The organism is Mycolicibacterium parafortuitum (assembly GCF_010725485.1).
In the GTDB taxonomy this organism is placed as follows: domain Bacteria; phylum Actinomycetota; class Actinomycetes; order Mycobacteriales; family Mycobacteriaceae; genus Mycobacterium.
This window is the reverse complement of sequence record NZ_AP022598.1, coordinates 2,971,190-2,995,705: the sequence shown is the minus strand read 5'-3', so window position 1 is coordinate 2,995,705 and position 24,516 is coordinate 2,971,190. Positions and strand designations below refer to the sequence as shown.

At 68.4% G+C, this 24,516-nt stretch carries 21 protein-coding genes; 14 read left to right on the top strand and 7 right to left on the bottom strand.

Going from position 1 to position 24,516, the window contains the following annotated elements; genetic code table 11:
• Window positions 1–46 precede the first annotated feature (46 nt).
• Entirely contained in the window at window positions 47–526 is a 480-nt protein-coding gene (locus NTM_RS14450; RefSeq protein WP_163766686.1) for a DUF3237 domain-containing protein, read from the top strand.
• 6 nt (window positions 527–532) lie between these two features.
• Here the strand turns inward: NTM_RS14450 and NTM_RS14445 are convergent, their stop codons facing one another.
• Window positions 533–877, bottom strand: coding sequence for a hypothetical protein (locus NTM_RS14445; RefSeq protein ID WP_163766685.1), 345 nt, complete (start codon window positions 875–877; stop codon window positions 533–535).
• A gap of 63 nt (window positions 878–940) precedes the next feature.
• Between NTM_RS14445 and NTM_RS14440 the strand changes: the two genes are divergently transcribed.
• On the top strand, window positions 941–2,302 hold the full coding sequence (locus NTM_RS14440; RefSeq protein ID WP_163766684.1) for an FAD-binding oxidoreductase: 1,362 nt from the start codon (window positions 941–943) through the stop codon (window positions 2,300–2,302).
• Between the two features lie 57 nt (window positions 2,303–2,359).
• Here NTM_RS14440 and NTM_RS14435 read toward each other — a convergent pair whose 3' ends face one another.
• A complete protein-coding gene (locus tag NTM_RS14435) occupies window positions 2,360–3,385 on the bottom strand; it encodes an NAD-dependent epimerase/dehydratase family protein (RefSeq protein WP_163766683.1) in 1,026 nt (341 codons plus the stop codon).
• Window positions 3,386–3,428: 43 nt separating this feature from the next.
• Window positions 3,429–4,376 carry an alpha/beta hydrolase gene (locus tag NTM_RS14430; protein ID WP_104865051.1) on the bottom strand — a complete coding sequence of 316 codons (948 nt, stop codon included), beginning with the start codon at window positions 4,374–4,376 and terminating at the stop codon, window positions 3,429–3,431.
• 171 nt (window positions 4,377–4,547) lie between these two features.
• On the opposite strand from NTM_RS14430, the gene NTM_RS14425 reads away from it, so the two are divergent.
• From NTM_RS14425 to NTM_RS14400, 6 genes are read left to right on the top strand one after another with little or no spacing between them, the layout of a single operon-like run.
• Window positions 4,548–5,714 (top strand): NAD(P)/FAD-dependent oxidoreductase, encoded by a 1,167-nt coding sequence (locus tag NTM_RS14425; protein ID WP_104865052.1) that lies wholly within the window; start codon window positions 4,548–4,550, stop codon window positions 5,712–5,714.
• The gene (locus tag NTM_RS14420) at window positions 5,707–6,120 is read left to right on the top strand and encodes a cupin domain-containing protein (protein ID WP_104865053.1); all 414 of its coding nucleotides are present in this window, start codon (window positions 5,707–5,709) and stop codon (window positions 6,118–6,120) included. Before NTM_RS14425 ends, NTM_RS14420 begins: the two co-directional genes overlap by 8 nt.
• Entirely contained in the window at window positions 6,117–6,857 is a 741-nt protein-coding gene (locus NTM_RS14415) for an SDR family oxidoreductase (RefSeq protein ID WP_104865054.1), read from the top strand. The genes NTM_RS14420 and NTM_RS14415 overlap by 4 nt, the downstream gene beginning before the upstream one ends.
• A complete protein-coding gene (locus tag NTM_RS14410; protein WP_163766682.1) occupies window positions 6,854–7,576 on the top strand; it encodes an SDR family NAD(P)-dependent oxidoreductase in 723 nt (240 codons plus the stop codon). Before NTM_RS14415 ends, NTM_RS14410 begins: the two co-directional genes overlap by 4 nt.
• Window positions 7,577–7,586: 10 nt before the next feature.
• Window positions 7,587–8,237 (top strand): nitroreductase, encoded by a 651-nt coding sequence (locus NTM_RS14405; RefSeq protein WP_083144201.1) that lies wholly within the window; start codon window positions 7,587–7,589, stop codon window positions 8,235–8,237.
• Window positions 8,238–8,274: 37 nt separating this feature from the next.
• Window positions 8,275–9,729: an ATP-binding protein gene (locus NTM_RS14400; RefSeq protein ID WP_163766681.1), complete on the top strand. Its 1,455-nt coding sequence runs from the start codon at window positions 8,275–8,277 to the stop codon at window positions 9,727–9,729.
• Here the strand turns inward: NTM_RS14400 and NTM_RS14395 are convergent.
• A complete protein-coding gene (locus NTM_RS14395) occupies window positions 9,726–12,485 on the bottom strand; it encodes an AAA family ATPase (RefSeq protein WP_232079711.1) in 2,760 nt (919 codons plus the stop codon). The genes NTM_RS14400 and NTM_RS14395 overlap by 4 nt on opposite strands.
• Before the next feature lie 168 nt (window positions 12,486–12,653).
• Here NTM_RS14395 and NTM_RS14390 point away from each other — a divergent pair, with 168 nt between their 5' ends.
• From NTM_RS14390 to NTM_RS14380, 3 genes are all read left to right on the top strand, one after another.
• Complete coding sequence (locus NTM_RS14390; RefSeq protein WP_232079710.1) at window positions 12,654–13,244, top strand: SDR family NAD(P)-dependent oxidoreductase; 591 nt, start codon at window positions 12,654–12,656, stop codon at window positions 13,242–13,244.
• Between the two features lie 260 nt (window positions 13,245–13,504).
• Window positions 13,505–14,746, top strand: coding sequence for a cytochrome P450 (locus NTM_RS14385; protein WP_163766679.1), 1,242 nt, complete (start codon window positions 13,505–13,507; stop codon window positions 14,744–14,746).
• Entirely contained in the window at window positions 14,746–15,333 is a 588-nt protein-coding gene (locus NTM_RS14380) for a TetR/AcrR family transcriptional regulator (RefSeq protein ID WP_163766678.1), read from the top strand. Before NTM_RS14385 ends, NTM_RS14380 begins: the two co-directional genes overlap by 1 nt.
• On the opposite strand, the gene NTM_RS14375 is transcribed toward NTM_RS14380, so the two are convergent.
• The 3 genes from NTM_RS14375 to NTM_RS14365 all read right to left on the bottom strand — a co-directional run bounded on the left by NTM_RS14375 (window position 15,318) and on the right by NTM_RS14365 (window position 18,940).
• A complete protein-coding gene (locus NTM_RS14375) occupies window positions 15,318–16,034 on the bottom strand; it encodes a siderophore-interacting protein (protein WP_163766677.1) in 717 nt (238 codons plus the stop codon). The two genes, NTM_RS14380 and NTM_RS14375, sit on opposite strands and share 16 nt — an antisense overlap.
• Before the next feature lie 69 nt (window positions 16,035–16,103).
• Window positions 16,104–17,255 carry an acyltransferase family protein gene (locus tag NTM_RS14370; RefSeq protein WP_163766676.1) on the bottom strand — a complete coding sequence of 384 codons (1,152 nt, stop codon included), beginning with the start codon at window positions 17,253–17,255 and terminating at the stop codon, window positions 16,104–16,106.
• On the bottom strand, window positions 17,252–18,940 hold the full coding sequence (locus tag NTM_RS14365) for a DEAD/DEAH box helicase (protein ID WP_104865061.1): 1,689 nt from the start codon (window positions 18,938–18,940) through the stop codon (window positions 17,252–17,254). The genes NTM_RS14370 and NTM_RS14365 overlap by 4 nt, the downstream gene beginning before the upstream one ends.
• Window positions 18,941–19,046: 106 nt before the next feature.
• On the opposite strand from NTM_RS14365, the gene NTM_RS14360 reads away from it, so the two are divergent.
• From NTM_RS14360 to NTM_RS14350, 3 genes are all read left to right on the top strand, one after another.
• On the top strand, window positions 19,047–19,607 hold the full coding sequence (locus NTM_RS14360; protein WP_104865118.1) for an LppP/LprE family lipoprotein: 561 nt from the start codon (window positions 19,047–19,049) through the stop codon (window positions 19,605–19,607).
• Window positions 19,608–19,711: 104 nt separating this feature from the next.
• Window positions 19,712–23,161 carry a TM0106 family RecB-like putative nuclease gene (locus tag NTM_RS14355; RefSeq protein ID WP_163766675.1) on the top strand — a complete coding sequence of 1,150 codons (3,450 nt, stop codon included), beginning with the start codon at window positions 19,712–19,714 and terminating at the stop codon, window positions 23,159–23,161.
• Complete coding sequence (locus NTM_RS14350) at window positions 23,158–24,516, top strand: FAD-binding oxidoreductase (RefSeq protein ID WP_104865063.1); 1,359 nt, start codon at window positions 23,158–23,160, stop codon at window positions 24,514–24,516. Before NTM_RS14355 ends, NTM_RS14350 begins: the two co-directional genes overlap by 4 nt.

The window sequence follows — 24,516 nt, the reverse complement described above, 5'->3', positions numbered from 1 at the left end:
TCCAAGCTCTAGTCGTAACGTCGGCTCGAACGCTGAAGGAGGGCCGGTGACAACACCTCTCGTGGACATCGACGCCACGCCCGCACTCGAGCACCTGCTGGACATCCGCATCGAATTCGACCCCGTCCATATCTTCGACACCCCGGTCGGACGCCGCCTGACCTACGCGATCCGGCGCGGGCGCTGCGAGGGACCGCGCATCGCCGGCGATGTCCTGCCCGGCGGCGGCGACTGGATCCTGTTCGGCACCGACGGGGTGGCTCGGCTGGACGTCCGGGCCACGGTGCGCACCGACGACGGCGCCCACATCCACCTCACCAGCACCGGGCGGGTCTGGATGGACGACGCCACGACAACGCGATTCGCCGCGGGCGAGCTGATCCGGCATGACCAGATGTCGGCGCACTCGACGCCCCTGTTCGACACCGACGACGCACGCTACCGCTGGCTCAACAGCGTGCACACGGTCGCACTCAACCAGGTCTCGCTCACTCAGGTGCACTATCGCGTATTCGCGGTGCACTGACCATGCTCAGACCGGGATCAGGTAGTCCTTGAAGAATCGGCCGACCGCATGCAACCAGCGCCGCCCGACCGGGCGCGCGAAATGTTCGATCAGATCCAAGTCGGCGATCACGTAGCCGTCCGAGGCCCGGTACCACATCCCCGCCATACACAGCTCAAGCGCTGCCATCGTCGTCACCGGCCCCGGGGCGATCGCATCGAGCCGCTCGTCGGGCACGAACGCCGGGTACGCCGCGCCGGTGCGATCCGCGACCGCGCGCACATGGATCTCCAACGCCGGCGCCGACAACCGTGCCGACCTCTTCCGCCCCTGCAACGCCCTCACCTGAGCGAAGACCACTTTGTCCCGCATGCCCGAAAACGATAGCCGTAACACGGCCGTGATCTCACATCGCCCGGGCCTACACTGGCGGCTGTGCACCAGCTGGCCGCCCTGATCTCCGAGCTCCCAGAAGGCACCGTCGTCACCGATCCCGACATCCTCCAGTCGTACCGACAGGACCGGGCGGCCGATCCGAGCGCGGGCACCCCGGCCGCGGTGGTGCGGCCCCGGCGCACCGAGGAGGTCCAGGCCGTCCTGCGCTGGGCCGCCGCGAACCGGGTCGCCGTCGTCCCGCGCGGCATGGGTACCGGTTTGTCCGGTGGCGCAACGGCTCTCGACGGCAGCATCGTCGTCAGCACCGAGCGGATGCGCGACATCGCCGTCGACCCGGTGACCCGCACCGCCGTCGCGCAACCGGGCCTGCTCAACGCCGAGGTCAAGAAGGCGGTGGCCGAACACGGGCTCTGGTATCCCCCGGATCCGTCGTCGTTCGAGATCTGCAGCATCGGCGGGAACATCGCGACCAACGCCGGCGGGCTGTGCTGCGTGAAGTACGGGGTGACCACCGACTACGTGCTGGGCCTGCAGGTCGTGCTGGCCGACGGGACCGCCGTCCGCCTCGGCGGACCTCGCCTCAAGGATGTGGCGGGGCTGTCGCTGACCAAACTGTTCGTCGGCAGCGAGGGGACGCTGGGCATCGTCACCGAGGTCACCCTGAAACTGCTTCCGGCACAGAACACCCCGTGCACCGTGGTCGCGACGTTCGACTCGGTGGCCGACGCGGCGGACGCGGTCGTGACGATCACCGGCAAGATCCGGCCTTCGATGCTGGAGTTCATGGACGCGACGGCGATCAACGCGGTCGAGGACAAACTCAAGATGGGTCTCGACCGCACCGCCGCCGCGATGATGGTCGCCGCCAGCGACGACCGCGGCCCGTCGGGGGCGCAGGACGCGGAGTTCATGGCCGAGGTCTTCACCCGGCACGGCGCGACGGAGGTGTTCTCGACGTCGGATCCGGACGAGGGTGAGGCCTTCGTCGCGGCCCGCCGGTTCGCGATCCCCGCCGTCGAAGCCAAGGGATCACTGCTGCTCGAAGACGTCGGCGTTCCGCTACCCGCGCTGGCCGACCTGGTCAGCGGGGTCGAGAAGATCGCCGCCGAGCGGGAGCTGCTGATCTCGGTGATCGCGCACGCCGGAGACGGCAACACCCATCCGCTGATCGTGTTCGACCCGTCCGACGCCGCGATGGAACAGCGCGCCCAGCAGGCGTTCGGCGAGATCATGGAGCTGGCCTTGGCGCTGGGCGGCACCATCACCGGCGAGCACGGGGTCGGCCGGCTCAAGCGGCCGTGGCTGGCGGGTCAGCTCGGTCCCGAGGCGATGGAGCTCAACCGCCGGATCAAGGCCGCGCTCGACCCCGACGGCATCCTGAACCCCGGCGCGGGCTTCTGACCGGTCCTCGATCAAGCCGTCGACGCAAGGCTTGCGTAAGTTCGTCTCATCCTGTGATCACAGCAGGTCGTTGGCGATCAGCGACTGCGCGGTATCAAGAATGGTCTCGCCAACCGGACGCGGTACCCAGCCCAGCACCGCCTTGGCCTTTGCGTTGCTGATCTGCGGGCGCCGACCGAGCCGAGACACCGCCTCGCGCAACGCCGGCACTGTCTGAGCGAGTTCGCGGACTTCGGCTTCGCTGTACTCGCTGGTGGGGACCTTCGCCGCCGCGACACCCAGACGCTCGCGCAGGATGCGCGCGATCCCCAGAAAGCTCTCCGCAGGTCCGTCGGCTGCCAGCAGGATGCGTTCACCGGCTGCGCCGGCCGTCGCCAGCGACTGCAAGTGGGCGGTCGCGACGTCGCGCACGTCGACGACGCCGAAGTACTGCGGAGCAACTCGATCGAGAGCACCGGTGAGCATCGACTGGATGAACTTCACCGACGTGGACAGATGCGGGCCGAGAGTGGGACCGAAAATACCCACGGGCACCAACGTCGTCAGTTCGAGCCCGCCGCCCTGCGTTTCGATGAAGTCCCATGCTGCGCGCTCGGCGATGGCCTTGGACCGGATATAGGCGGTGTTGTCGTCGTCCGGGTCGGTCCAGTCGTCCTCGGTCCAGTGCTCGCCCGCTTTGTCGGAGTACCCCACGGCGGCGAACGAGGACGTCATGACGACCCGGCGGCAGCCCGCATCGCGGGCGTGACGCAGGACCCGTAGGGCGCCTTCGCGCGCGGGGATGATGATCTCATCGTCGTTCTCAGGAGCTTCGGCCGGGAACGGTGAGGCGATATGCAGCACGTCTGCGACTCCGGCGACCGCCTCCGGCCACCCGTCGTCAGCAGTGAGGTCGGCCGGCACCATCTCGATCAGTCCCGGGTCCAGCCCCTGCCCGGCAACGGTTTCGGAGAGTTCCCGGGCTCGGGCTCGGCTACGCACGGCGGCGCGCACCGGGTATCGCCGGCGGAGCAGTTGACTGACGACGTGGCTGCCGACATAGCCGGCGGCACCGGTTACCAGCACCAAGGACTTGTCACTCATCCGCGTCGACGAGATCTGGTCGGGGCAATCTCATCGGTTGTGTTCATTTCTCGAAGGCTTTCCGCAATGTGTGGACCGCCAGTTCGACCGCCGCGGTGGTTGCCGCGGTGCCGCGGAGCGGGTTGAGCATCATGAAGTCGTGGATGATGCCGTTGAACCGGACGCTCGTCGTGCGCACACCGGCCGCGGTCAGTTTCCGGGCATAGGCCTCGCCCTCGTCGCGCAGGACGTCGTTCTCGTCGACGATCACCAGCGCCGGCGGCAAATCCCGCAGGTCGTCGACAGTGGCGCGCAGCGGCGAGGCGGTGATCTCCGAGCGCGTCGCCGCGTCGGGCAGATAGCAGTCCCAGAACCACGCCATCGACTTCGCTGTGAGAAACGGGCCCTCGGCGAACTCTCGGTAACTGCTGGTGTCCTGTGCGGCGTCGGTCACCGGGTAGTACAGCGACTGATGGATGAAGGTGACGTCGCCGCGCTGTTTGGCCATGATCGCCACCGCAGCGGCCATGTCACCGCCCACTGAATCACCGGCCACAGCCATCCGCGCGGCGTCCAACCCCTCGCCGGCGCCGCGCTCCGTAATCCATTGGGCGGTGGCATAGGCCTGCTCGATCGCCACCGGGTACCGCGCCTCCGGTGAGCGGTCGTACTCCACGAACGCCACTGCCGCGTGGGCACCGACCGCCAACTCGCGCACCAGGCGGTCATGGGTCGCCGCATTGCCTAGCACCCAGCCCCCGCCATGGATGTAGAGAACCACCGGCAGCGGACCATGCGCGGCGGGCGGCGCCACGATCCGCACGGCCACGTCGCCGTCTTCGCAGGGCACCGTGACCCACCGCTCGTCGACGTCGAGCTTGTCGATCGGAGCAGCCTGCACATCGTCGAGCACCTTGCGAGCGCCCTCTGGGCCCAACTCATAAAGGAACGGTGGTGTGGCGGTCGCATCGGCGAACTCCTGGGCCGCCGGTTCCAGCACGTGATCACTCATACCGGCAGCCTTCCAGCACAGCGCAGACCAGGGACCACGGAAAACCCGTAGTCCTTGCCGCATGCAGCGCGTGACTACCGGGTGTAGCGCGCCACGGGCCGAGGACTACGGGTTTTCCGTGGTCCCTGACCAGCCCCTGGATGGCAGCGTCGTAGGCGTGAGGAGAAACAGATGAGCACCACCACGCGCATCGTGGTCGTCGGCGGCGGATACGCCGGTGTCCTGGCCGCCAACCGGCTGCGCCAACGCCCCGACATCGACGTCACCCTGGTCAACCCGCGGCCGCAGTTCGTCGAACGAATCCGGTTGCACCAGTTGGTCGCCGGTAACGACGACGCAATCGAGGACTATTCGACGGTGCTGGCCGGCTCGGTGACATTGGTGGTCGACAGTGCCGAGCGCATCGACGCCGCCGCTCACTCGCTGCGGCTGTCCTCTGGCGCAACCCTTGACTACGACTACTTGATCTATGCCGTCGGCAGCACCGCCCCGGTCCCGGCCGCTATACCGGGTGCCGCTGAATTCGCCTATCCGCTGGGCGAACTAGAGGCTGCGCAGCGGCTGGCCGCCCGCCTGGTCGACATTCCGATCCAGGCGCCGATCGTGGTGGTCGGCGGCGGCCTTACGGGTATCGAAGCCGCCTCCGAGTTCGCCGAAGCCGGCCGCAACGTCACTTTGGTCACCGGTGCGCTGGGCCCCTCGCTGGCCAAGGGCGGCCGCCGCTCGGTGGCCAAGCGCCTGAGCAAGCTCGGTGTGACCGTCGTCGACAACGAAACCGTCACGCAAGTTCAGCCAGACCGAATCGCGTTGCGGGACGGCAAGGAACTACCGAGTGCGGCCACCGTGTGGACCGCGGGTTTCGGCGTCCCCACACTGGCCGCCGACAGCGGACTGAGCACCGACCGACTGGGCCGGTTGCTCACCGACGAAACTCTCACCAGCGTCGACGATCCCGCGATCATCGCCGCCGGAGACGCGGCCTCACCGTCTGCACAGCCGCTGCGGATGAGCTGCCAACTCGCCATGCCGCTGGCCTCCCACGCCGCCGACACCGTCCTGGCGCGACTCGACGGGAACGCTCCCGAGAACCTGAACCCGGCCTCGGTGGGCCAGTGCATCAGCCTGGGCCGCCACGCCGGCACCATCCAGATGTCGCACTTCAACGACGAAGCGCTGCCGCTGCACCTCGGCGGTCGCCTCGCCGCCACCATCAAGGAATCAGTGTGCAAGGGCACGGTCTCCTTCCTCGCCAAGGAGGCCCGCAACCCGGGCAGCTATTTCTGGCCCAAAGGCGGTAAACGACAGAAGAATCTGAAGAGAGGAACAGTCGATGTCTGACGTCATGGACAAGCTCATGACGGCGATGACCGTCATCCAATCGGTCAAACCGCCCCTCATCCCCGAGGGCGCCGACGCGATGACCGCGATCATCGAATGGGGTCCGGGAGACACAGGCGCGCCACCGCATCGTCATCCCGGTGGGCCGTGCTTCGGCTACGTCCTCGAGGGAGAGATGCTCTTCGAGCTCGAGGGGGAAGCACCGCGGGTCATCAAGGCCGGCGAGGCGTTCTGGGAACCGGGCGGCGACGTCATCCACTACTCGGACGGCAACAACCGCGAGGACATCCCGCTACGTTTCCTGGTCACCATGCTCTGTCAGCCGGGCGTCGACATGTTCGTCCTCGTCGACGGCGCAGAACTCGAACAACGCAAGAACCGCCGATTTCAGAAGGGACAGTCATGAAGATCACCGTGGTGGGCGCTACCGGCCTGATCGGCGCCCAGGTTGTCGAATTACTTCGCGCCGCAGGACATCACGTCAAAGCCGCTTCTCGGTCCTCCGGGGTCGACGCTGTCAGCGGAGACGGTGTGGGCGCTGCCTTCGAGGGCGCCGATGTGGTCGTCGACGTACTCAACTCCCCCACCCTGGAACCCGGACCGGCACTGGAGTTCTTCACCGCCTCGGCCACCACGCTGCTCGCGGCAGCCAAGAAGGCCGATGTGCGGCACTACGTGGTGTTGTCGATCGTCGGTGTCGGCAGCATCGAGGCCGACGGCTACCTCCACGGCAAGCATCTCCAGGAGCAACTGGTGGCCGACTCCGGCGTGCCCTACACCATCGTGCGGGCCACCCAGTTCCACGAATTCACCGAAGGAATCGCCGGATCACTGGTGGTCGACGGTCAGGTCCATGCGCCGGACGCCTTGATCCAGCCCGTTGCTGCAGCCGAGGTCGCGGGCGTGGTCGCGCGGGTGGCCACCGAGGCGCCGCACAACGCTGTCCTCAACTTCGGCGGGCCGGAGAAAATGTCGTTTGCCGACCTGGCCCGCGCCGTCTTCGCCGCTCAGGGTAAGAATCTACCTGTCATCGTCGATCCGCAGGCCACCTACTTCGGTGTCCCGGTACAGCAGAACAGCCTGGTCACCGGCGATGGCGCCGAGCTGGGTACCACCCGGCTCGCAGAGTGGCTGGACCGATGACCGAACTTGCCGGCAGTACCGCCCTGGTCACCGGCGGGACCGCCGGCATCGGCTTTGCGACAGCCCAGCGACTGGTGGACGGGGGCGCCTCGGTGATCATCACCGGCCGCAACTCCCAACGCGGACAGCAGGCAAAGGAAAAACTCGGTCCGACAGCACAATTCGCCGCCGTCGACATGGCCGACCCCGCCGGTGTGGAACGGCTGGCCAAGAAGTACGAGGTCGACATCCTGGTCAACAACGCCGCTCGCTTCCCTGCCGGCTTGACCATCGACCAGGACGAGAACGAGTTCGGACACACCTTCGCCGCCAATGTCCGAGGGCTCTACTTCCTGGTGGCCGAGACGGCGCCCGTCATGATCCGACGCGGCGGCGGGGCCATCGTGAACGTCACCTCCATGGTGGCGTCCAAAGGTGTTCCCGGCGCGTCGGTGTACAGCGCATCCAAAGCAGCCGTCGAGCAGTTGACCCGAACGTGGGCAGTCGAGTTCGGTCCGCACAACATCCGAGTCAACAACGTCGCGCCAGGCCCGACCGCCACCGAGGGTGTCGCGGCCGAATGGGGGGAAACCAACGACGAACTCGGCCGCGCACTCCCGCTCGGGCGGACCGCAGATCCCACCGAGATCGCCGAGGCCATCTATTTTCTGGTCTCCCCGCGTGCCAGCTTCATCACCGGAACCACCCTGCACGTCGACGGCGGCGGCACCGCCGTCTGATAGGAGAACGATGGACTTCGACGACGTGGTGCTTCGCCGGCACTCCTCCCGAATGTTTCTGCCGGACAAACCCGTACCGCAGGAGTTACTGCAGGAGGCGCTGATTTTGGCCATGCGCGCACCCTCGAACTCCAATGTCCAACCCTGGCGGGTTTTCCTGGCCTCCGGTGCTCGGCGTGTTCGTCTCGGCGCTGCGTTGGCCAAGCAGGTGCGCACCACCCCGCCCCCGAATCTCGGTCTGCCCGACTCGCACAGCCATCTGCGCCGCGAGCTCGGCGCCCTGCTGTACGGCGCCATGGGCGTGGCTCGCGACGACAGCGAGGGCCGCTGGACCGCGCAGCTGCGCAACTGGGATTTCTTCCACGCCCCGGTGGCCGGAATCGTATGTATGCACCGCGATCTGGGGCTGCCCGACGCCATCGGGGTGGGTATGTTCCTGCAGACCCTGCTGCTGGCGTTGACCGAACGGGGCCTCGACAGCTGTGTCCAGGTATCCACCGCCCTCTACCCGGACGTGGTGCGCGAGCAACTCGACATTCCCGACGAACTCACCGTGCTGTGCGGAATCTGCATCGGCTACGCCGATCCGGCTTTTCCGGCCAACAGCATCAACACGCCACGCAATCCGGTGACCGCGAACGTCGTGTTTCTCGAGGACTGACGTGGACGTGCAGCCGCCATTGCGCACCGGCCGACCCATGGCGGGGTGGCGCGAGCTCCTCGACCCGGGCCGCTGCGTTGCGTCGCAGAGCCTCAAGGACGAGCTGCGTACGGTGTTCCTCTTCGAGTTCCTCACCGACGAGCAACTCGACGCTCTGGGCTCCAACGGAATCATCACCGACGTCGACGCCGGTCCGGTGTGCCGGGAAGGTGGATTGGCGCAATCGTTTTACGTACTTCTCGACGGCGGCGACGTGGTGACGACGAAGCGCTCGGGGGCCCACGACGTCGAACTGCACCGTACATCCGAGCGCGGTACCTACTTCGGCGCGATCGCCGGATGCGCCACCGTCTACGACGTCACCGTGCGGGTGACACGGCGGTCGCGGCTGTTCGTGGTGGCCGCCGACTTCTTTGCTCGGTTCATGCAGACGGTGTGGCCCGTCGCGGTGCACCTACTGGAGAGCACCGCGATCGGCGGGCTGCGCCAGCGACAGCTCCTGGGCCTGCAAGAGAAGCAGCATGCCCTGGCCACCCTGACAGCCGGACTCACCCATCAACTGAACAACCCCGCTGCGGCCACGGTCCGGGCCGTTGCCGACCTGCGCGACAGCTTGGCCGAGTCGCACCGCAATCTGGGTGTCCTGGCGGTGACCGACCCGGACGCGCTGCCGGCCCTGCTCACGCTGCAGGCTGACATCACCGCAAGCACTGCAGCAGAAACACTCTCACCGATGGAGGCCGCAGACCGCGAAGACGCAATCGACGACTGGTTCGGCGAGCACGGCATCGACGACAGCTGGCGCTACGCCCCCACCCTGGTGGAGGCCGGTCTGGACGTCAGCTGGCTGGACCGCGTCGCGGCGGCCGTCGCACCGGCGTGCCTGGAGTGCGCCATCAGCTGGCTCAAACAGTTCATCGACAGCGAGATGCGCATCCGGGAGATCGCCGAGGCCGGCGCCCGCATCGCCGCGGTGGTCAACGGCGCCAAACCCTACTCTCAGATGGATCGCGGCCCCTACCAGTGCATCGACGTCCACCAGATGCTGCGTAGCACCGTGCTGATGTTCGGCGACAAGATCGCCATGATGGGCCATCCGGTCACCCTGGTCAAGGACCTCGACCAGACCCTGCCCGAATTGCACTGCTATCCCGCCGATCTCAATCAGGTGTGGACCAATCTGATCGACAACGCCCTCTACGCGATGAACGGCCGCGGCACGCTGACCGTGCGCACCCGGCGGGAGAACGACTCGATGATCCGGGTGGAGATCTGCGATGACGGACCCGGCATTCCGCACGACATCATCGACCGCATCTTCACCCCGTTCTTCACCACCAAGCCCGTCGGGGACGGCCTCGGGCTCGGGCTTGATCTGGTATGGCGCATCGTCGTCGACCGGCACAGCGGCCTCATCTCCGTGCGGTCGAGGCCGGGCGACACCCGGTTCATCGTGTGCCTGCCGCTGGAGGCCCCCGCCCCGGGCGGCTAGCCGAACTTCCGCCGGAGCTCGCGGCGCGATCGAATGCCCAATTTGGTGAACACTTTCCGCAGATGCCACTCCACAGTGTGCGCGCTGATGAACAGCTGACCGGCGATCTCCTGATTGGTCAGGCCCTGGCCTGCCAGCTCGGCGATCTGCCGCTCCTGCGGGCTCAATTCATCACCGGCGGCCGTCGGCTGCTTGCGGGTCTTCTGGCCGGCAGCCTGCAATTCGCGGCGGGCCCGCTCCGCGAAGGCCATCGATCCCATCTGGACGAACTCCTGGTGGGCGAGGTGCAGCGGCACTCGGGCGACAGTGGCGGGGCCGTTACGGCGCAACCACTCCCCGTACAGCAGTCGGGCCCGGGCCAGCTGGATCCGCTGTGACGTCGCCTCGAAATGGCCGATCGCCTCCCGGTAGAGCGCTTCAGCCTGCTCGCCGCTGCTGAGTAGCGCCCGCGAGCGCGCCAGTGAGCCCAGGGCTCGGGGTGTGCCGGCCGCCCGCGTCCGCTCCCGTAGGCGGGCGAAGGCCTGCTCGGCGGCCACACGGTCATCGCAGCGCACACCAGCCTCGACCATCTCGGCCAGCAACTCGGGATAGAACCCGAGGTCGTCGTATTCACCGGCATGACGGGCCGCAGCCAGGGCGTCGGCGTAGCGGCCCAGCCCCACGTTGAGCACGGCGGTGGCGTAGTACGCCAGCCCGATCACCCGACCCTCGCCACGGGCCCGGCCGGATTCCAGGGCTGCCGTTGTCAATCGGGTGGCTTCGGCTTCGTCGCCCCGCCAGGCCGCCACGATGATCCAGTGGTACTTCAACGGGGCGTAGTCGATGGCGATCGCCAGGTCGTTGGCCTCGGCGACAAGCGCACCGGCCGTGGCCAATTCACCGTTCTCCACGGCTGCACCGGCCCGCGATAGCAGCGCCGACGGCAGCAGCGCCAGCGTCCCGCTGTCAGTGGCCAGCTTCACCGCGTGCGCCGAAACATCACGCCAGCCGTCATCCCAAGTCTCATGGATCAGGCAATCGTGAACGAGCGGGAATGCCCGCCAAAACCATCCCTGGCCGAGATCCCTGGTGGACTCCTTGAGCGCGGCCAGGGCGCGGCGCATGGCCGGCATCGCCTCGACGGCACCCACGGCCAACCGGTGAGCCAGCGCATGGGTCACCAGATCCAGCGGGGTCCTCGGCTGCAGTTTCGCCAGCGCGGCGCGGGCGGTGATGGCGACCTCGGCCGCCAACCCGTCTCCGATGCGCCCGACGTACATCGCCGCGCTGAGGGCCTCCAGGTACGCCTCGGTGGCCAGGGCGGTGTCGAGCGCCATCAACTGATCCGCTACCGCCGTGAACTGCGACACGGCGGTCACCAGCGCGTCGGGGTCACCGACGGCGCGTGCAGAGGCGAACGCCAGTCGGGTCCGTAGTTGCGCGGACCGGGCTCGTTGCAGGTCAGTCAGCGGCCCCAGTGCCGCGGTGGCCAACAGGCGGCGCGCGCTGTCGAACGATGCGATCTCGCGGTGGGCCTCGGCAGCGGCCAGGGCGCGGCCGGCACGGAGGGCCGGGTCGGGCGTCAACTCCACCGCGCGCGTCAGAAAGGCTGCGGCAGAGGCCGTTCCGCCGCGCTGCAGCGCCCGGCCTGCGGAGCTCTCCAGCTCGAGTGCCACCTGCTCGTCGAGGGAGTCGGCGGCCAGCGCGCGGTGCCAGGCCCGCCGGTCCGGGTCGACAGCGGGATCGGTGACCGCCGCCAGCGCCGCATGCGCGAGCCGTCGCTGATCGCCGGTGGCACAGCGGTACGCCACCGATCGCGCCAGCGGGTGGTGGAACTGCACCCTGGTGTCGACCGCGATCAGACCGAGGTCGTACGCGGGCGTCATCGCGGCAGGTTTGAGGTCCAGATACGCCAGCGCACGCGACAGCAGGGCAGGGTCTCCCACCGGTTCGGCGGCCGCGACGAGCAGCAGCATTCGGGTGTCGTCGGGCAGATCGGCGATCAGGACGCGGTAGTGCTCTTCGACGCCGGCGCTGACGGTACCCGCGTGCAGGGCGGTGACGTCCTTCGGAGTCTCCAACAGCGCCAACGGGTTTCCCCGCGCCTCGGCGACGATCCGGTCCAGGATCGCCGCATCCAGTCGTCCTGGGAAGGCCGACTCCAACAACCTGCGCGCGTCACCGTCGTCGAGCCCGCCCACCACCAGGGTGGGCAACCCCGCGGTGCCGTCGATCGGGGTACGCGACGCGAAGACCAAACCCACGGACTCGGCCTGCAGACGGCGCGCGACGAAGAACAGCGTCTGCGCAGACGCCTGGTCCAGCCATTGCACATCGTCGACGACACACACCACGGGTCGGTCCGCCGCGGCGGCCGCAAGTAGCCCGAGCACCGCCAACCCGACCAGGAACCTGTTCGGCGCGGCGCCGGTATCGCTGAGCCCGAAGGCCCCCTCCAACGACTCCCGCTGCGGTGGCGGCAAACCCAGCCGGTGATCCATCAACGGGGCGCACAACTGCTGCAGGCCCGCGAACGCCAACTCCATGTCGGATTCGACTCCGACCGCGGTCAACACGGTGCAATCCGCGGCGGACTCGCGAAGAAACGTCAGCAGCGCCGTCTTCCCGATACCGGCCTCACCCAGCAGCACTCGCACTTCGCTGCGCCCGCAGCGCAGCGCGTCCAACAACTCACGCAGCGCCAGGCATTCGGCGGTGCGGCCCGGCAACACCCCACTGCTTCGGTCGTGGATCGCCGTCACGATCGAGATGACCACCTGTCTGGAACGCCGGTGCAGCCCACGCCCCCCGGCCGCGGTTATCGGCAAATCCTGTCACGTCTGCACGACGGATGCAGGGCTACCAGCGGACTACGGGTTTTCCGTGGTCCCTGCCGGTGCCCCGACTGCCACTGTTGTCGAATGCCACCGAAGGGAGTGCAGGTTGTGAGCACTTCGGAGGAGCCGGGACGAACGGCCCTGGTGACCGACTGCGCCTCGGAACTCGGACGGGTCACCGCACGCCTGCTCAAGCAGGCCGGTGCTCAGCTCATCCTCAGCGGCCGACAGACGGGCGCAGGCCGGGCCGCCGTCGACGAACTCGGTCCAGGCGCCCGGTTCATCGCCGCTGACCTGGCCGACCTGGAATCCGTCGACCACCTCGCCCGGCAGGTGCCGGTCGACATCCTGGTCAACAACGCCGACGTCGTGGACGTTGATGCATTGGCCGGTCTGTACTTTTTGGTGGCCGCCGTCGCCCCCTGCATGACCCGCCACGGTGGCGGGGCGATCGTCAACGTCGCGTCGGCGGCGACAGGTGCCGTCGCCGCACTGACCCGAACCTGGGCCGCCGAGTTCGGCTCCGCGGGCATCCGCGTCAACACCGTGGTGACGCAGATACCGGCGGAGCCGAATCCCCTGGGACGCGCCGGCAAACCTGCTGAAATCGCCGAAGCAATCGCCTTCCTCGCCTCCAGTCGCGCGAGCTTCATCACCGGCGCCACGCTCGTCGTCGATGGCGGAGCGAGCATCATGTGACGGCCATGAAACGACGTCGGCCACTGCTTCCGTCATCGTCTCGCTGAACATCGAGGCCCGGCAAATGCGCGTCAGGGTGATGATCACCGGAAACTCTCAACCGGCGTCGGAGCGGCATCAGCGGCGCTGGGCTGCGCCCGGCCTGCCGGCGCTGCGCAGCGTCAGCAGATCCGCCCGTCCGCCATCGACAATGAGATCCGCGATCGATGAGAATCCCACGAATGATTGACATCTTCTCGAATGTGTCGTACCCATAAGACATGGTCGCACTTCTGTCTCACAGCTCGCCTGCCAGGTTCGAGCTGGCCACGGCGGACACCTGGCGTGATCCGTGGCCGATGTACCGGGCGCTGCGCGACCACGATCCGGTACACCACGTCGTCCCCGCGGACCGACCGGAGCACGACTTCTACGTGTTGTCCCGCCACGCCGACATCTGGGCCGCCGCCCGCGACCACGAGACGTTCTCGTCCGCGCAGGGCCTCACGGTGAACTACGGCGAGCTGGACCTGATCGGGCTCGCCGACAATCCGCCGATGGTCATGCAGGACCCGCCGGCGCACACCGAGTTCCGCAAGCTCGTCGCGCGCGGATTCACCCCACGCCAGGTGGAGGCCGTCGAACCCAAGGTCCGCGACTACGTGGTCGAGCGGATCGAGCGGCTCAGGGCCGCCGGCGGCGGAGACATCGTCGCCGAACTGTTCAAACCGCTGCCGTCGATGGTCGTCGCGCACTATCTCGGGGTGCCCGAGGAGGACCGCGGCAAGTTCGACGGCTGGACCGACGCGATCGTCGCCGCCAACACCAGCGAGGGCGGAATCGGCGGCGCGCTGGGCACACTCGGCGATGCGCTCGGTGAGATGATGGGCTACTTCACCGCGCTGATCGAGCGCCGTCGGGTCGAACCCGAGGACGACACGGTTTCACACCTGGTGGCGGCCGGTGTCGGCGCCGACGGCGACATCTCAGGCGTGCTGTCGATCCTGGCGTTCACGTTCACGATGGTCACCGGGGGCAACGACACCACCACCGGAATGCTCGGCGGCTCGGTGCAACTGCTGCACCAGCGACCCGACCAACGCAGGCTGCTGTGCGAGCGACCGGAGCTCATCCCGGATGCCGTCGACGAGTTCCTGCGGCTCACCTCGCCGGTACAGATGCTGGGCCGCACGGTGACCCGGGACGTGACGATCGGCGACGTGACGATCCCGCAGGGCCGCCGGGTGATGTTCCTCTACGGCTCCGGCAACCGTGATGAACGCCAATTCGGCGACACCGCAGCAGAACTCGACGTCACCCGCAGGCCACGCAACATCCTGACGTTCAGCCATGGCGCGCACCACTGCCTGGGCGCCGCGGCTGCCCGCATGCAGTCCCGGGTGGCACTGACCGAACTACTCACCCGGATCCCGGATTTCGAGGTCGACGAGGCCGGGATCGTGTGGTCGGGCGGCAGTTACGTCCGGCGGCCGCTGTCGGTGCCGTTCACGGTGGTGGGCTGATGGCCGGCGATTGGCTGGCGGCCCGACGCACCGAGGTCGCCGCCGACCGGATCCTGGACGCGGCCGGGGAGCTGTTCGCCGCACAGCCCGCCGCGACCGTCGGCATGCACGAGATCGCCGCGGCCGCCGGCTGTTCGCGGGCCACGCTGTACCGCTACTTCGAGAATCGGGAAGCCCTCTACACGGCCTACGTGCACCGCGAGAGCTACCGTCTGTACCGCGAGATGACCGAGCACATCATGTCGTTCGACGATCCGCGTGAGCGGCTGATCGAAGGCATGCTGAACTCGCTGCGCAACGTGCGCGAAAGCCCGGCGCTGTCGTCGTGGTTCGCCACCACCCAACGCCCGATCGGGGCCGAGATGGCCGAGCAGTCCGAGGTGATCAAGGCGCTGACCGAGGCCTTCGTGATCTCGCTCGGGCCCGACGACGCCGAACTCGTCGCGCACCGGGCTCGCTGGCTGGTCCGCGTGATGACCTCGCTGATGCTGTTCCCCGGCCACGACGAAGCGGACGAGCGCGCGATGCTCGAAGAGTTCGTCGTACCGATCGTGCTCCCGGAACGGGCCGATCAGGCGACCCAGTAGGCCTGCGCCTTGATCGATTTGCGCGCGATCTTGTAGTCCTCGCGCATCAGCTTGGCCACCGCGCGCGTGGTGCGGTTGTCGCAGGCGACCCAGCCGAAGTGGTCGGCGGCGTCGAAGGCCGCCGAGCCGACGGCCTCGATCAGCGCCTCGCCGGAGTTCTTGCGGTCCACCCACGTCACGTCGGCGGGACGGCGCACCGGCAGCTGCTTGTCGTCGTCGTGCGCGGCCTCCAGGAAGATCCGCGCCGGCGCGTCGCCGATCGCGTCGAGCAGCGAGTTGATCGCCGGCAGCGACGCGGTGTCGCCGACGATCACATAGCCCGCCGGGCGCGGCTCGGGCAGCGCGAAGTTGCTGCCGAGCACGGTCGCCTCGATGGTGTCGCCCGGCTGTGCGCGCTCGGCCCAGTTGGACGCGACACCGTCGTGCAACGCGAACTCGATGTCGACACTGTCGTTGGCCGGGTCGGGGTTGACCAGGGTGTAGCCGCGCTGGTGCAGCTTGCCCGCATCGGAGAACCACAGCCGGACCCACTGCGTGGGGTGCAACGGACGATCGTCCAGCAGTCCCCCGGCACGGAAGCTCAGCCGCAGATAGTGCGGGCTGACCTCGGTGCGGCCGGTCACCGCCAGCTCGTAGTCACCCGCCCGCAGCAGCTTGAGCACCGCACCGGCGAACCCGCGTGACAACTTGGCGTCCGACATCAACCATCACCCCTTCGAATACTTAGGCCAAGATAACCTAACTTCTCCGGGGTGTGGCAGGGCCCCGCGTCAGGTCCGCAAGCGGGTGAACCGGTGCAGCACCCAGGCCAGCGGGATCGTGACGATCATCGTGCCGAAGAACAGCTGCCACATCGATCCGGTGTAGACCGGTTTGCGCATGATCTCGACCATCACGAGTTCCATCGTGATGAGGTGGATCAGGAAGATCTCGTACGAGATCTCGCCGAGGAAGACCATCGGCCTGCTCGCCATGAAGCGCGAATACCACCCGGTGTTGCCCAGCGCGAGCGGGGCCACCACCAGCGTCGCGATCGCGGTGTAGAACGCGGTCTTGAAAAGAGCCTCGTGCAGCGCGGCGGGCGAGGTCGTCGGCTCGCCGGCGATCGGGGTCGAAGCGATCAGGTAGCAGACGATGGCCAACGGCACGCACACCGCCGCGTAGGCACGTACCCCCAGCGGTTGCAGTGCGGCCAGGATCATCCCGCCGACGAACCACGCCAGGTATCCCGGCAACCACAGCCGCGCGCCGTCGGGCAGGAAGTCGGTCGAGTGCACCAGCCACAGCCACGCCGGGGACACCAGCGCCAACGCCACCAGCCCGGTCAGCAGCAGCCCGGGACGCCACTGCCGCCGGCACAGCACCACCAGGAGCAGGTACGCCAGCGCCGGCAGCACCACGTAGAACGCCACCTCGACCGCCAGGCTCCACATCTGGGTAAGCCCTTGGTGCAGAAACGAATACAGATAGTCGTCGGTGTAGATCTGGGTCAGCGTGAGATTGCGGAACAGGCCTTCCCAGGTGTGGCCGGGGTTCGGGCCCGCGGTGCGGAAGTGATAGACGAGATAGGCCGCGATCACCGTGACCACATAGGCGGGCATGATGCGCCGCACCCGGTGCCACGCGTACCGGCGCACCGACGGGGATGCCTGGCCGGAGTGCGCGGCCTTCACCCACGGCAGAAACAACAGGAACCCGGACAGCACGAAGAAGATCGGCACGCCGATCTCCATCCGCGAATACACCAGGCCCACATAGCCCTGCGGGTATTTGCCCGTGGTGTAGGCGGCGTGGGTGAGCACCACCAGCAGCGCCGCGACCGCGCGGATTCCGGTCAGTGACGAGACGCGCTCACGCGTGACGGACTCCAGGCCGCCGGCGGCGTCGATGCCGGAACCGGGCGGCCGAGAAAACACGGTCACTTCGTCTTGGGCTTCCCTCTGTGAGGTTTCGGTGCGCGATCGGGCTGCAGCTGGATCAGCTGGCCCTGGATCTTGGTGTTCTCCAACGCCTTCAGCGTCTTCCCGGACAGCTTCGCGGGCAACTCCACCAGCGAGTGGTCCATCTTGATCGTGATGTGGCCGAAGTCGCTGCGGTGCAGCCCGCCCTCGTTGGCGATGGCGCCGACGATCGCGCCGGGCGCGACCTTGTGCCGCTTGCCGACCGCGATGCGGTAGGTCGCGAGATCGCTGCGCCGCTCGCGCGGCTTACGCGACGAGGCGTCGCCGCGGTCTCCACGGTCCGGACGCTCGCGGCGCTTCTCCGGCGGCGGCTCCGTCATCAGGAACTCTTCACCGTTGCGGCTCTGCAGCGCCAGCGCCGCGGCGATGTCGGCCATCGGGACGTCGTGGTCGCGCTCGTAACCCTCCACCAGCGTGCGGAACAGGTCGATGCCGGGCTTGTCCAGCGCGTCGGTGATCGAGTCGCGGAACTTCGCGACCCGCTTCTCGTTGACGTCCTCGACCGACGGCAGTTCGGACTCCACCAGCTTCTGCCGGGTGACACGCTCGATCGCGCCGAGCAGGTGACGCTCGCGCGGCGTCACGAACAGCAGCGCCGTACCCGAGCGTCCGGCGCGCCCGGTGCGGCCGATGCGGTGCACATAGGACTCGGGGTCGTGCGGGATGTCGAAGTTGACGACGTGGCTGATCCGTTCGACGTCCAGACCACGGGCCGCGACGTCCGTCGCGACCAGGATGTCGATGGTGCCGTCCTTGAGCTGGCTGATGGTGCGCTCGCGGACGGCCTGCGGGATGTCGCCGTTGATGGCCGCCGCCGCGAACCCGCGGGCGCGCAGCTTCTCGGCGACCTCCTCGGTGGCCTGCTTGGTGCGGACGAACACGATCATCGCGTCGCCCTGCTCGGTCTCCAGCAGCCGGGTCAGCGCATCCATCTTGCGCGGATACGACACCAGGAAGTAGCGCTGCGTGATGTTCTCGGCGGTCTGGGTCTTGGACTTGACGGTGACCTCGACCGGATCGTGCAGGTACTTGGCGGTGATCTTCTTGATCGCCGGTGGCATGGTCGCGGAGAACAACGCGACCTGCTTGTACTCGGGGGTGTCGGCCAGGATGCGCTCGACATCCTCGGCGAAGCCCATCTGCAGCATCTCGTCGGCCTCGTCGAGAACCAGGTAATCCAGATGGGAGAGGTCCAGGCTGCCCTTCTCCAGGTGGTCGATCACCCGGCCCGGGGTGCCGACGACGACCTGCGCGCCGCGCTTGAGTCCGGCCAGCTGCGGCACGTAGGACGAGCCACCGTAGATCGGCAGCACGTTGACGCGCAGCTGGGCGCCGTAACGGCCGAACGCCTCGGCGACCTGCAGCGCGAGCTCACGGGTCGGGGCCAGCACCAGGGCCTGGGTGTTGCGGCTCTCGGTGTCGATCTTGGACAGGATCGGGATCGCGAACGCAGCGGTCTTGCCGGTGCCGGTCTGTGCGAGGCCGACCACATCGGAGCCGTTCAACATGGCGGGGATGGTGGCGGCCTGGATCGGTGAGGGTGATTCGTAGCCGACGTCGGAGACAGCCTTCAGCACCGCAGGGTGAATCTGCAGGTCGGAAAAGGTCAGGGCAGCGGGGTCGGGCTCCGCGTTTGTAGACGTCATCGAGGAAGAAGTCTAGTGCGTACAAGACGGTGATCCGGCCGACCGTGACTTCTGGCCCGGGCGAGCCTTGCCCCACGGCCACGCGGACTGCCGTACGGTGCCCAACGTGAATTGGGCGGCGACCAACATCTGTGTGGTGGCGGCGGCACTCACCGTCACGGCATGCAGTCCCGGCGACTCGACGGTGTCCAAGACACCGGACCAGACCGCACCGGTCAGCGCGGCGCCCGCGGCCCCCGCGGCTCCACCGCCCGCCGGACCGCTCCCGGGCCCCGCGCCCGCCGACGATCCGTGCGCCACCGACCTGGCCGCCCCCGAGATCGCCAAGGCGGTGTCGGAGCTGCCCCGCGACCCGCGCAGCGGTCAGGCGTGGAACCCCGAGCCGCTGGCGGGCAACTACAACGAGTGCGCCCAGCTGTCGGCGGTGATCATCAAGGCCAACACCAACCAGTCCAACCCGAACACCCGCGCGGTGTTGTTCCACCAGGGCAAGTTCATCCCGACGGGCGTTCCGGACACGTACGGGTTCAACGACCTCGACGGCACCCAGACCACCGGGGACACCGTCGCGCTGAAGTACTCCAGCGGCGTGCCTGGCCTCGACAGCGTGGTCAAGTTCCGCTGGAACGGCAGCGGTGTGGAGCTGATCGGCAACACGCCCGGCTAGGTACCCGCGAAATATCATTCCGGGCTGCGCGGAGGCCGCCGAGCACTGCCCGGAATGATATTTCGCGGGGGCAGGGTGTCGGGGCGCTCACCTACAGTGGCTGCGTGTTCGTCGCCACCGACGCCGGCGTTGACCGTGTCATCTACAGCGCCTCCGACCTCGCGGCCGCGGCGCGCTGCGAGTACGCGCTGCTGCGGTCGTTCGACGCTCGGTTGGGCTGGGGTCCCGCGGTGTCCGGCGACGACGAACTGCTGGCCCGCACCGCGACGCTGGGTGACGAGCACGAGCAGCGGCACCTGGACACGCTGAAGGCCGGTACCGAGGTGACGGTCATCGGCCGTCCCCGGTACACCGTCGCGGGGTTGACGGCCGCGGCCGAACAGACGCTGCGCGCGGTCGAGCACCGCTCCCCCGTCGTCTACCAGGCGGCGATGTTCGACGGCCGGTTCGCCGGCTTCGCCGACTTCCTGCTGCTCGACGACGACGGCCGCTACCGGCTGCGCGACACCAAGCTCGCCCGCTCGGTCAAGGTCGAGGCACTGCTGCAGATGGCCGCCTACGTCGAAACCCTCACCGCCGCAGGAGTTCCGGTGGCGCCGGGGGTGGACCTGGTACTCGGCGACGGCACCGCGGTCAGCTACCCCGTCGACGAGCTGCTGCCGGTGTACCGGCCACGCCGAGACGCGCTGCAGCGGCTGCTCGACGATCACCTGGCCGGTGGCCGGGCGGTCGCGTGGGAGGACGAGCACATCCGCGCGTGTTTCCGCTGCTCCGAGTGCGAGACACAGGTGCGCGAGCGCGACGATCTGCTGCTTGTCGCCGGGATGCGGGTCAGCGCGCGGGCCCGGTTGCTCGACGCCGGCATCACGACGGTGCACGAACTGGCCTCCCACGACGGGCCGGTACCCGAGCTGTCGACGCGGACGGTCACCGCCCTCACAGCGCAGGCCCGGCTGCAGATCGCCGAGCGCGTCGACGGTAAGCCGCCCTACGAGCTGGTCGACCCTCAGCCGCTGATGGTGCTGCCCGACGCCGACAAAGGCGATCTGTTCTTCGATTTCGAGGGTGACCCGTTGTGGACCACCGACGGCCGCGACTGGGGCCTGGAGTACCTGTGGGGCGTGCTGACCCTCGCCGGATCGGCCGGCTCGCCGGCCCAGACGGACGGGTTCCACCCGTTCTGGGCGCACGACCGCACCCAGGAACGGAAAGCGCTCGAGGACTTCCTGAAGTTCGTGCGTAAGCGGCGCAACCGCTACCCGAAGATGCACATCTACCACTACGCGGCCTACGAGAAGAGCACGTTGCTGCGGCTGGCCGGCCGCTACGGCGTCGGCGAGGCCGAGGTCGACGAGCTGCTGCGCGACGGCGTGCTGGTGGACCTGTACCCGTTGGTGCGCAAGAGCATTCGCGTCGGCACCGAGAACTACAGCATCAAATCGCTGGAACCGCTGTACATGGGCAACGAGTTGCGCGACGGCGAGGTCACCACCGCCACCGCATCGATCACCGAGTACGCCAGGTACTGCGACCTGATCGCCGAGGGCCGCACGGACGACGCCGCCACCGTGCTCAAGGAGATCGAGGAGTACAACCGCTACGACTGCCGCTCCACCCGGCGGCTGCGCGACTGGATGATGGCCCGCGCCATCGAATCAGGAGTGCCGCCGCGCGGGCCGGCCCGCGTGCCCGGCGGTCCCGAGCCACGCACCGTCGAGGTCGACGCGGTCGAGCGCGCGCTGCTGAAGTTCGCGGGCGACAGCATCTCCGAACGCACACCGCAGCAGCACGCCGCGGCGATGATGGCCGCCGCCAAGGGTTTTCACAAACGCGAGGACAAGCCGTTCTGGTGGGGCCACTTCGACCGCGTCAACAACCCGGTCGACGAATGGGCCGACGACAGCGATGTGTTCATCGCCGAGCGTCACGAGATCGTCGCCGACTGGCACACCCCGCCGCGGGCCCGTAAACCGCAACGCCACCTCCGGCTGTTCGGCGAGCTCGCCAACGGCGAACTGGCGGGCACCATGTACGCGCTGTACGACCCGCCGTCGCCGACGGGCCTGGCCGACGACCCGGACCGGCGCGGGTACGCGACGGTGACCGTCACCGGCTGCGACGATCCGGAGGCACCCACCGAGGTCGTCATCGTCGAACGTCAACCCAAGGACGGCCCGGTCTTCGACCAACTGCCCTTCGCGTTGACCCCTGGCCCCCCGATCAGCACGGCCATGCTGCAGGACGCGATAGCCGACACCGCGTCCTTGTTCGCCGCCGGGCTGCCGGACCTACCCGCCGACGCGCTGACCGACATCTTCCTGCGCCGCCCGCCGCGCACCCGCAGCGGCGCCGCGCTGCCGCGCACCGGTGATGTCGTCGCCGACATCACCGCTGCCCTACTGGATCTCGACTCCTCCTACCTTGCGGTGCACGGCCCTCCCGGCACCGGCAAGACCTACACCTCGGGGCAGGTGATCGCCGCCCTGGTGACCCGGCATCACTGGCGGATCGGGGTGGTCGCACAGTCACATGCGGTGGTGGAGAACCTGTTCCGCGATGTGATGGCCGCCGGGGTGGACGGCGCCCGCGTCGGCAAGAAGCTGCACACCATCAGCACCGGATGGACCGAGCTGGACCGCGACGACTACGCACAGTTCGTCTGCCAGGACGGCTGCGTGGTCGGCGGGACGGCGTGGGATTTCGCCAATGCCAACAAGTTCGACCGCGACAGCCTCGACCTGCTGGTGATCGAGGAGGCCGGCCAGTTCAGCCTCGCCAACACCGTCGCCGTCGCACGGGCGGCCCGCAACCTGCTGCTGCTCGGCGATCCGCAGCAGCTGCCGCAGGTCAGCCAGGGCACCCACCCCGAGCCCGTCGACGGGTCGGCGCTCGGCTGGCTCGTCGACGGGCACCACACGCTGCCACCCGAACGCGGCTACTTCCTGGACCGCTCCTACCGGATGCATCCCGACGTGTGCCGGGCGGTGTCGAAGCTGTCCTACGACGAACGCCTGCACTCGCACGAGGCGGTCACCACCGCACGCCGTCTCGACGGCGTCGCACCCGGCGTTCGGACGCTGCCCGTCGACCACCTCGGCAACGCCAACGAGAGCCCCGAGGAGGCCGACGCGATCGTCGCCGAGATCCGGCGACTGCTGGGCACACCGTGGACCGACAAGGACGTCACCCGACCGCTGGTCCAGGACGACATCCTGATCGTGACGCCGTACAACGCGCAGGTGGTGCAGCTGCGTCGGCGCCTGGACGCCGCCGGCCTGACCGAGGTGCGCGCGGGCACGGTGGACAAATTCCAGGGACAGCAGGCGCCGGTGGTGTTCGTGTCGATGACGGCGTCCTCGATCGACGATGTGCCGCGCGGGATCTCGTTCCTGCTCAACCGCAACCGGCTCAACGTCGCGGTGAGCCGCGCGAAGTACCTCGCGGTCATCGTGCGCTCACCGCATCTGACCGACTACCTGCCCGGCACGCCGGACCGGCTGGTCGAGTTGGGTGCGTTCCTGTCGCTGCCCACTTGTGATACACCGACGGGGTGAGCGAAGCGCTGACCGAGCGGCTGACGGAGATCGTCGGAGCCACCTACGTGAGCACCGACCGCGACGTGCTCGACGGCCGCAGCGTCGACCACACCGGGCGCTACCGGGGGCGGGCCTCGGTGCTGGTGCGGCCGGGTTCCACCGACGAGGTCGCCGCGGTGCTGCGCGCGTGCCGCGATGCGGGCGTGGCCGTGACCGTGCAGGGCGGCCGGACCTCGTTGGTGGCGGGCACGGTGCCCGAACACGACGACGTGCTGGTGTCCACGGAGCGGCTACGGGAGGTCGGCGAGGTCGACACCGTCGAACGCCGGATCCGCGTCGGCGCCGGGGTCACGCTGGCCGAGGTGCAGCGGGCGGCCACCGCGGCCGGACTGGTGTTCGGCGTCGATCTCGCCGCGCGCGACTCCGCGACCGTCGGCGGGATGGCCTCGACGAACGCGGGCGGGCTGCGCACGGTCTGCTACGGCAACATGGGCGAACAGGTGCTCGGGCTCGACGTCGTCCTGCCCGACGGCTCCGTGGTGCACCGCCACAGCCAGGTGCGCAGCGACAACACCGGATACGACCTGGCGTCGCTGTTCGTCGGCGCCGAGGGCACGCTGGGGGTGATCACCGCCCTCGATCTGCGCCTGCACCCCACCCCGCGCCAACGGGTCACCGCGATCTGCGGTTTCGCCGACCTGGACGCGCTGGTCACCACCGGGCGGGTGTTCCGCGACATGGAGGGCATCGCGGCCCTCGAGCTGATCGACGCGCGGGCGAGCGCGCTGACCGCCGAGCACGCCGGGGTGGCGGCCCCGGTCGACGGCGCCTGGCAACTGCTGATCGAACTGGCCGGGGAGACGGACCTGACCGAGCGGCTGGCCGACGCGCTGGAGACCGCGGAGCTCTGCGGCGAACCCGCCGTCGGTGTCGACACGAACGCCCAGCAGCGACTCTGGCAGGTCCGCGAGTCGATCGCAGAGGTGCTCGGCGTGTACGGACCGCCGCTGAAATTCGATGTGTCGCTCCCCCTTTCGTCCATCCAGCCGTTCGCCGGCGATGCCGCGGCGCTGATCGGCGAACACGCCCCCGATGCGATCCCGGTGCTTTTCGGCCACATCGGCGAGGGCAACCTGCACCTCAACATCGTGCGCTGCGCGCTGACCGGCGCCGCCGAGCGCGAGCTCTATTCGGCGATGATGGCGCTGATCGCGGGCCACGGCGGCAACGTCAGCTCCGAACACGGCGTCGGAACCCGCAAGCGCGACTACCTGTCGATGGCGCGTACCGAAGCCGACATCGCCGCGATGCGCGCGGTGAAAAACGCGTTCGACCCGACCGGTTATCTCAACCGCGCGGTGCTGTTCGACTGA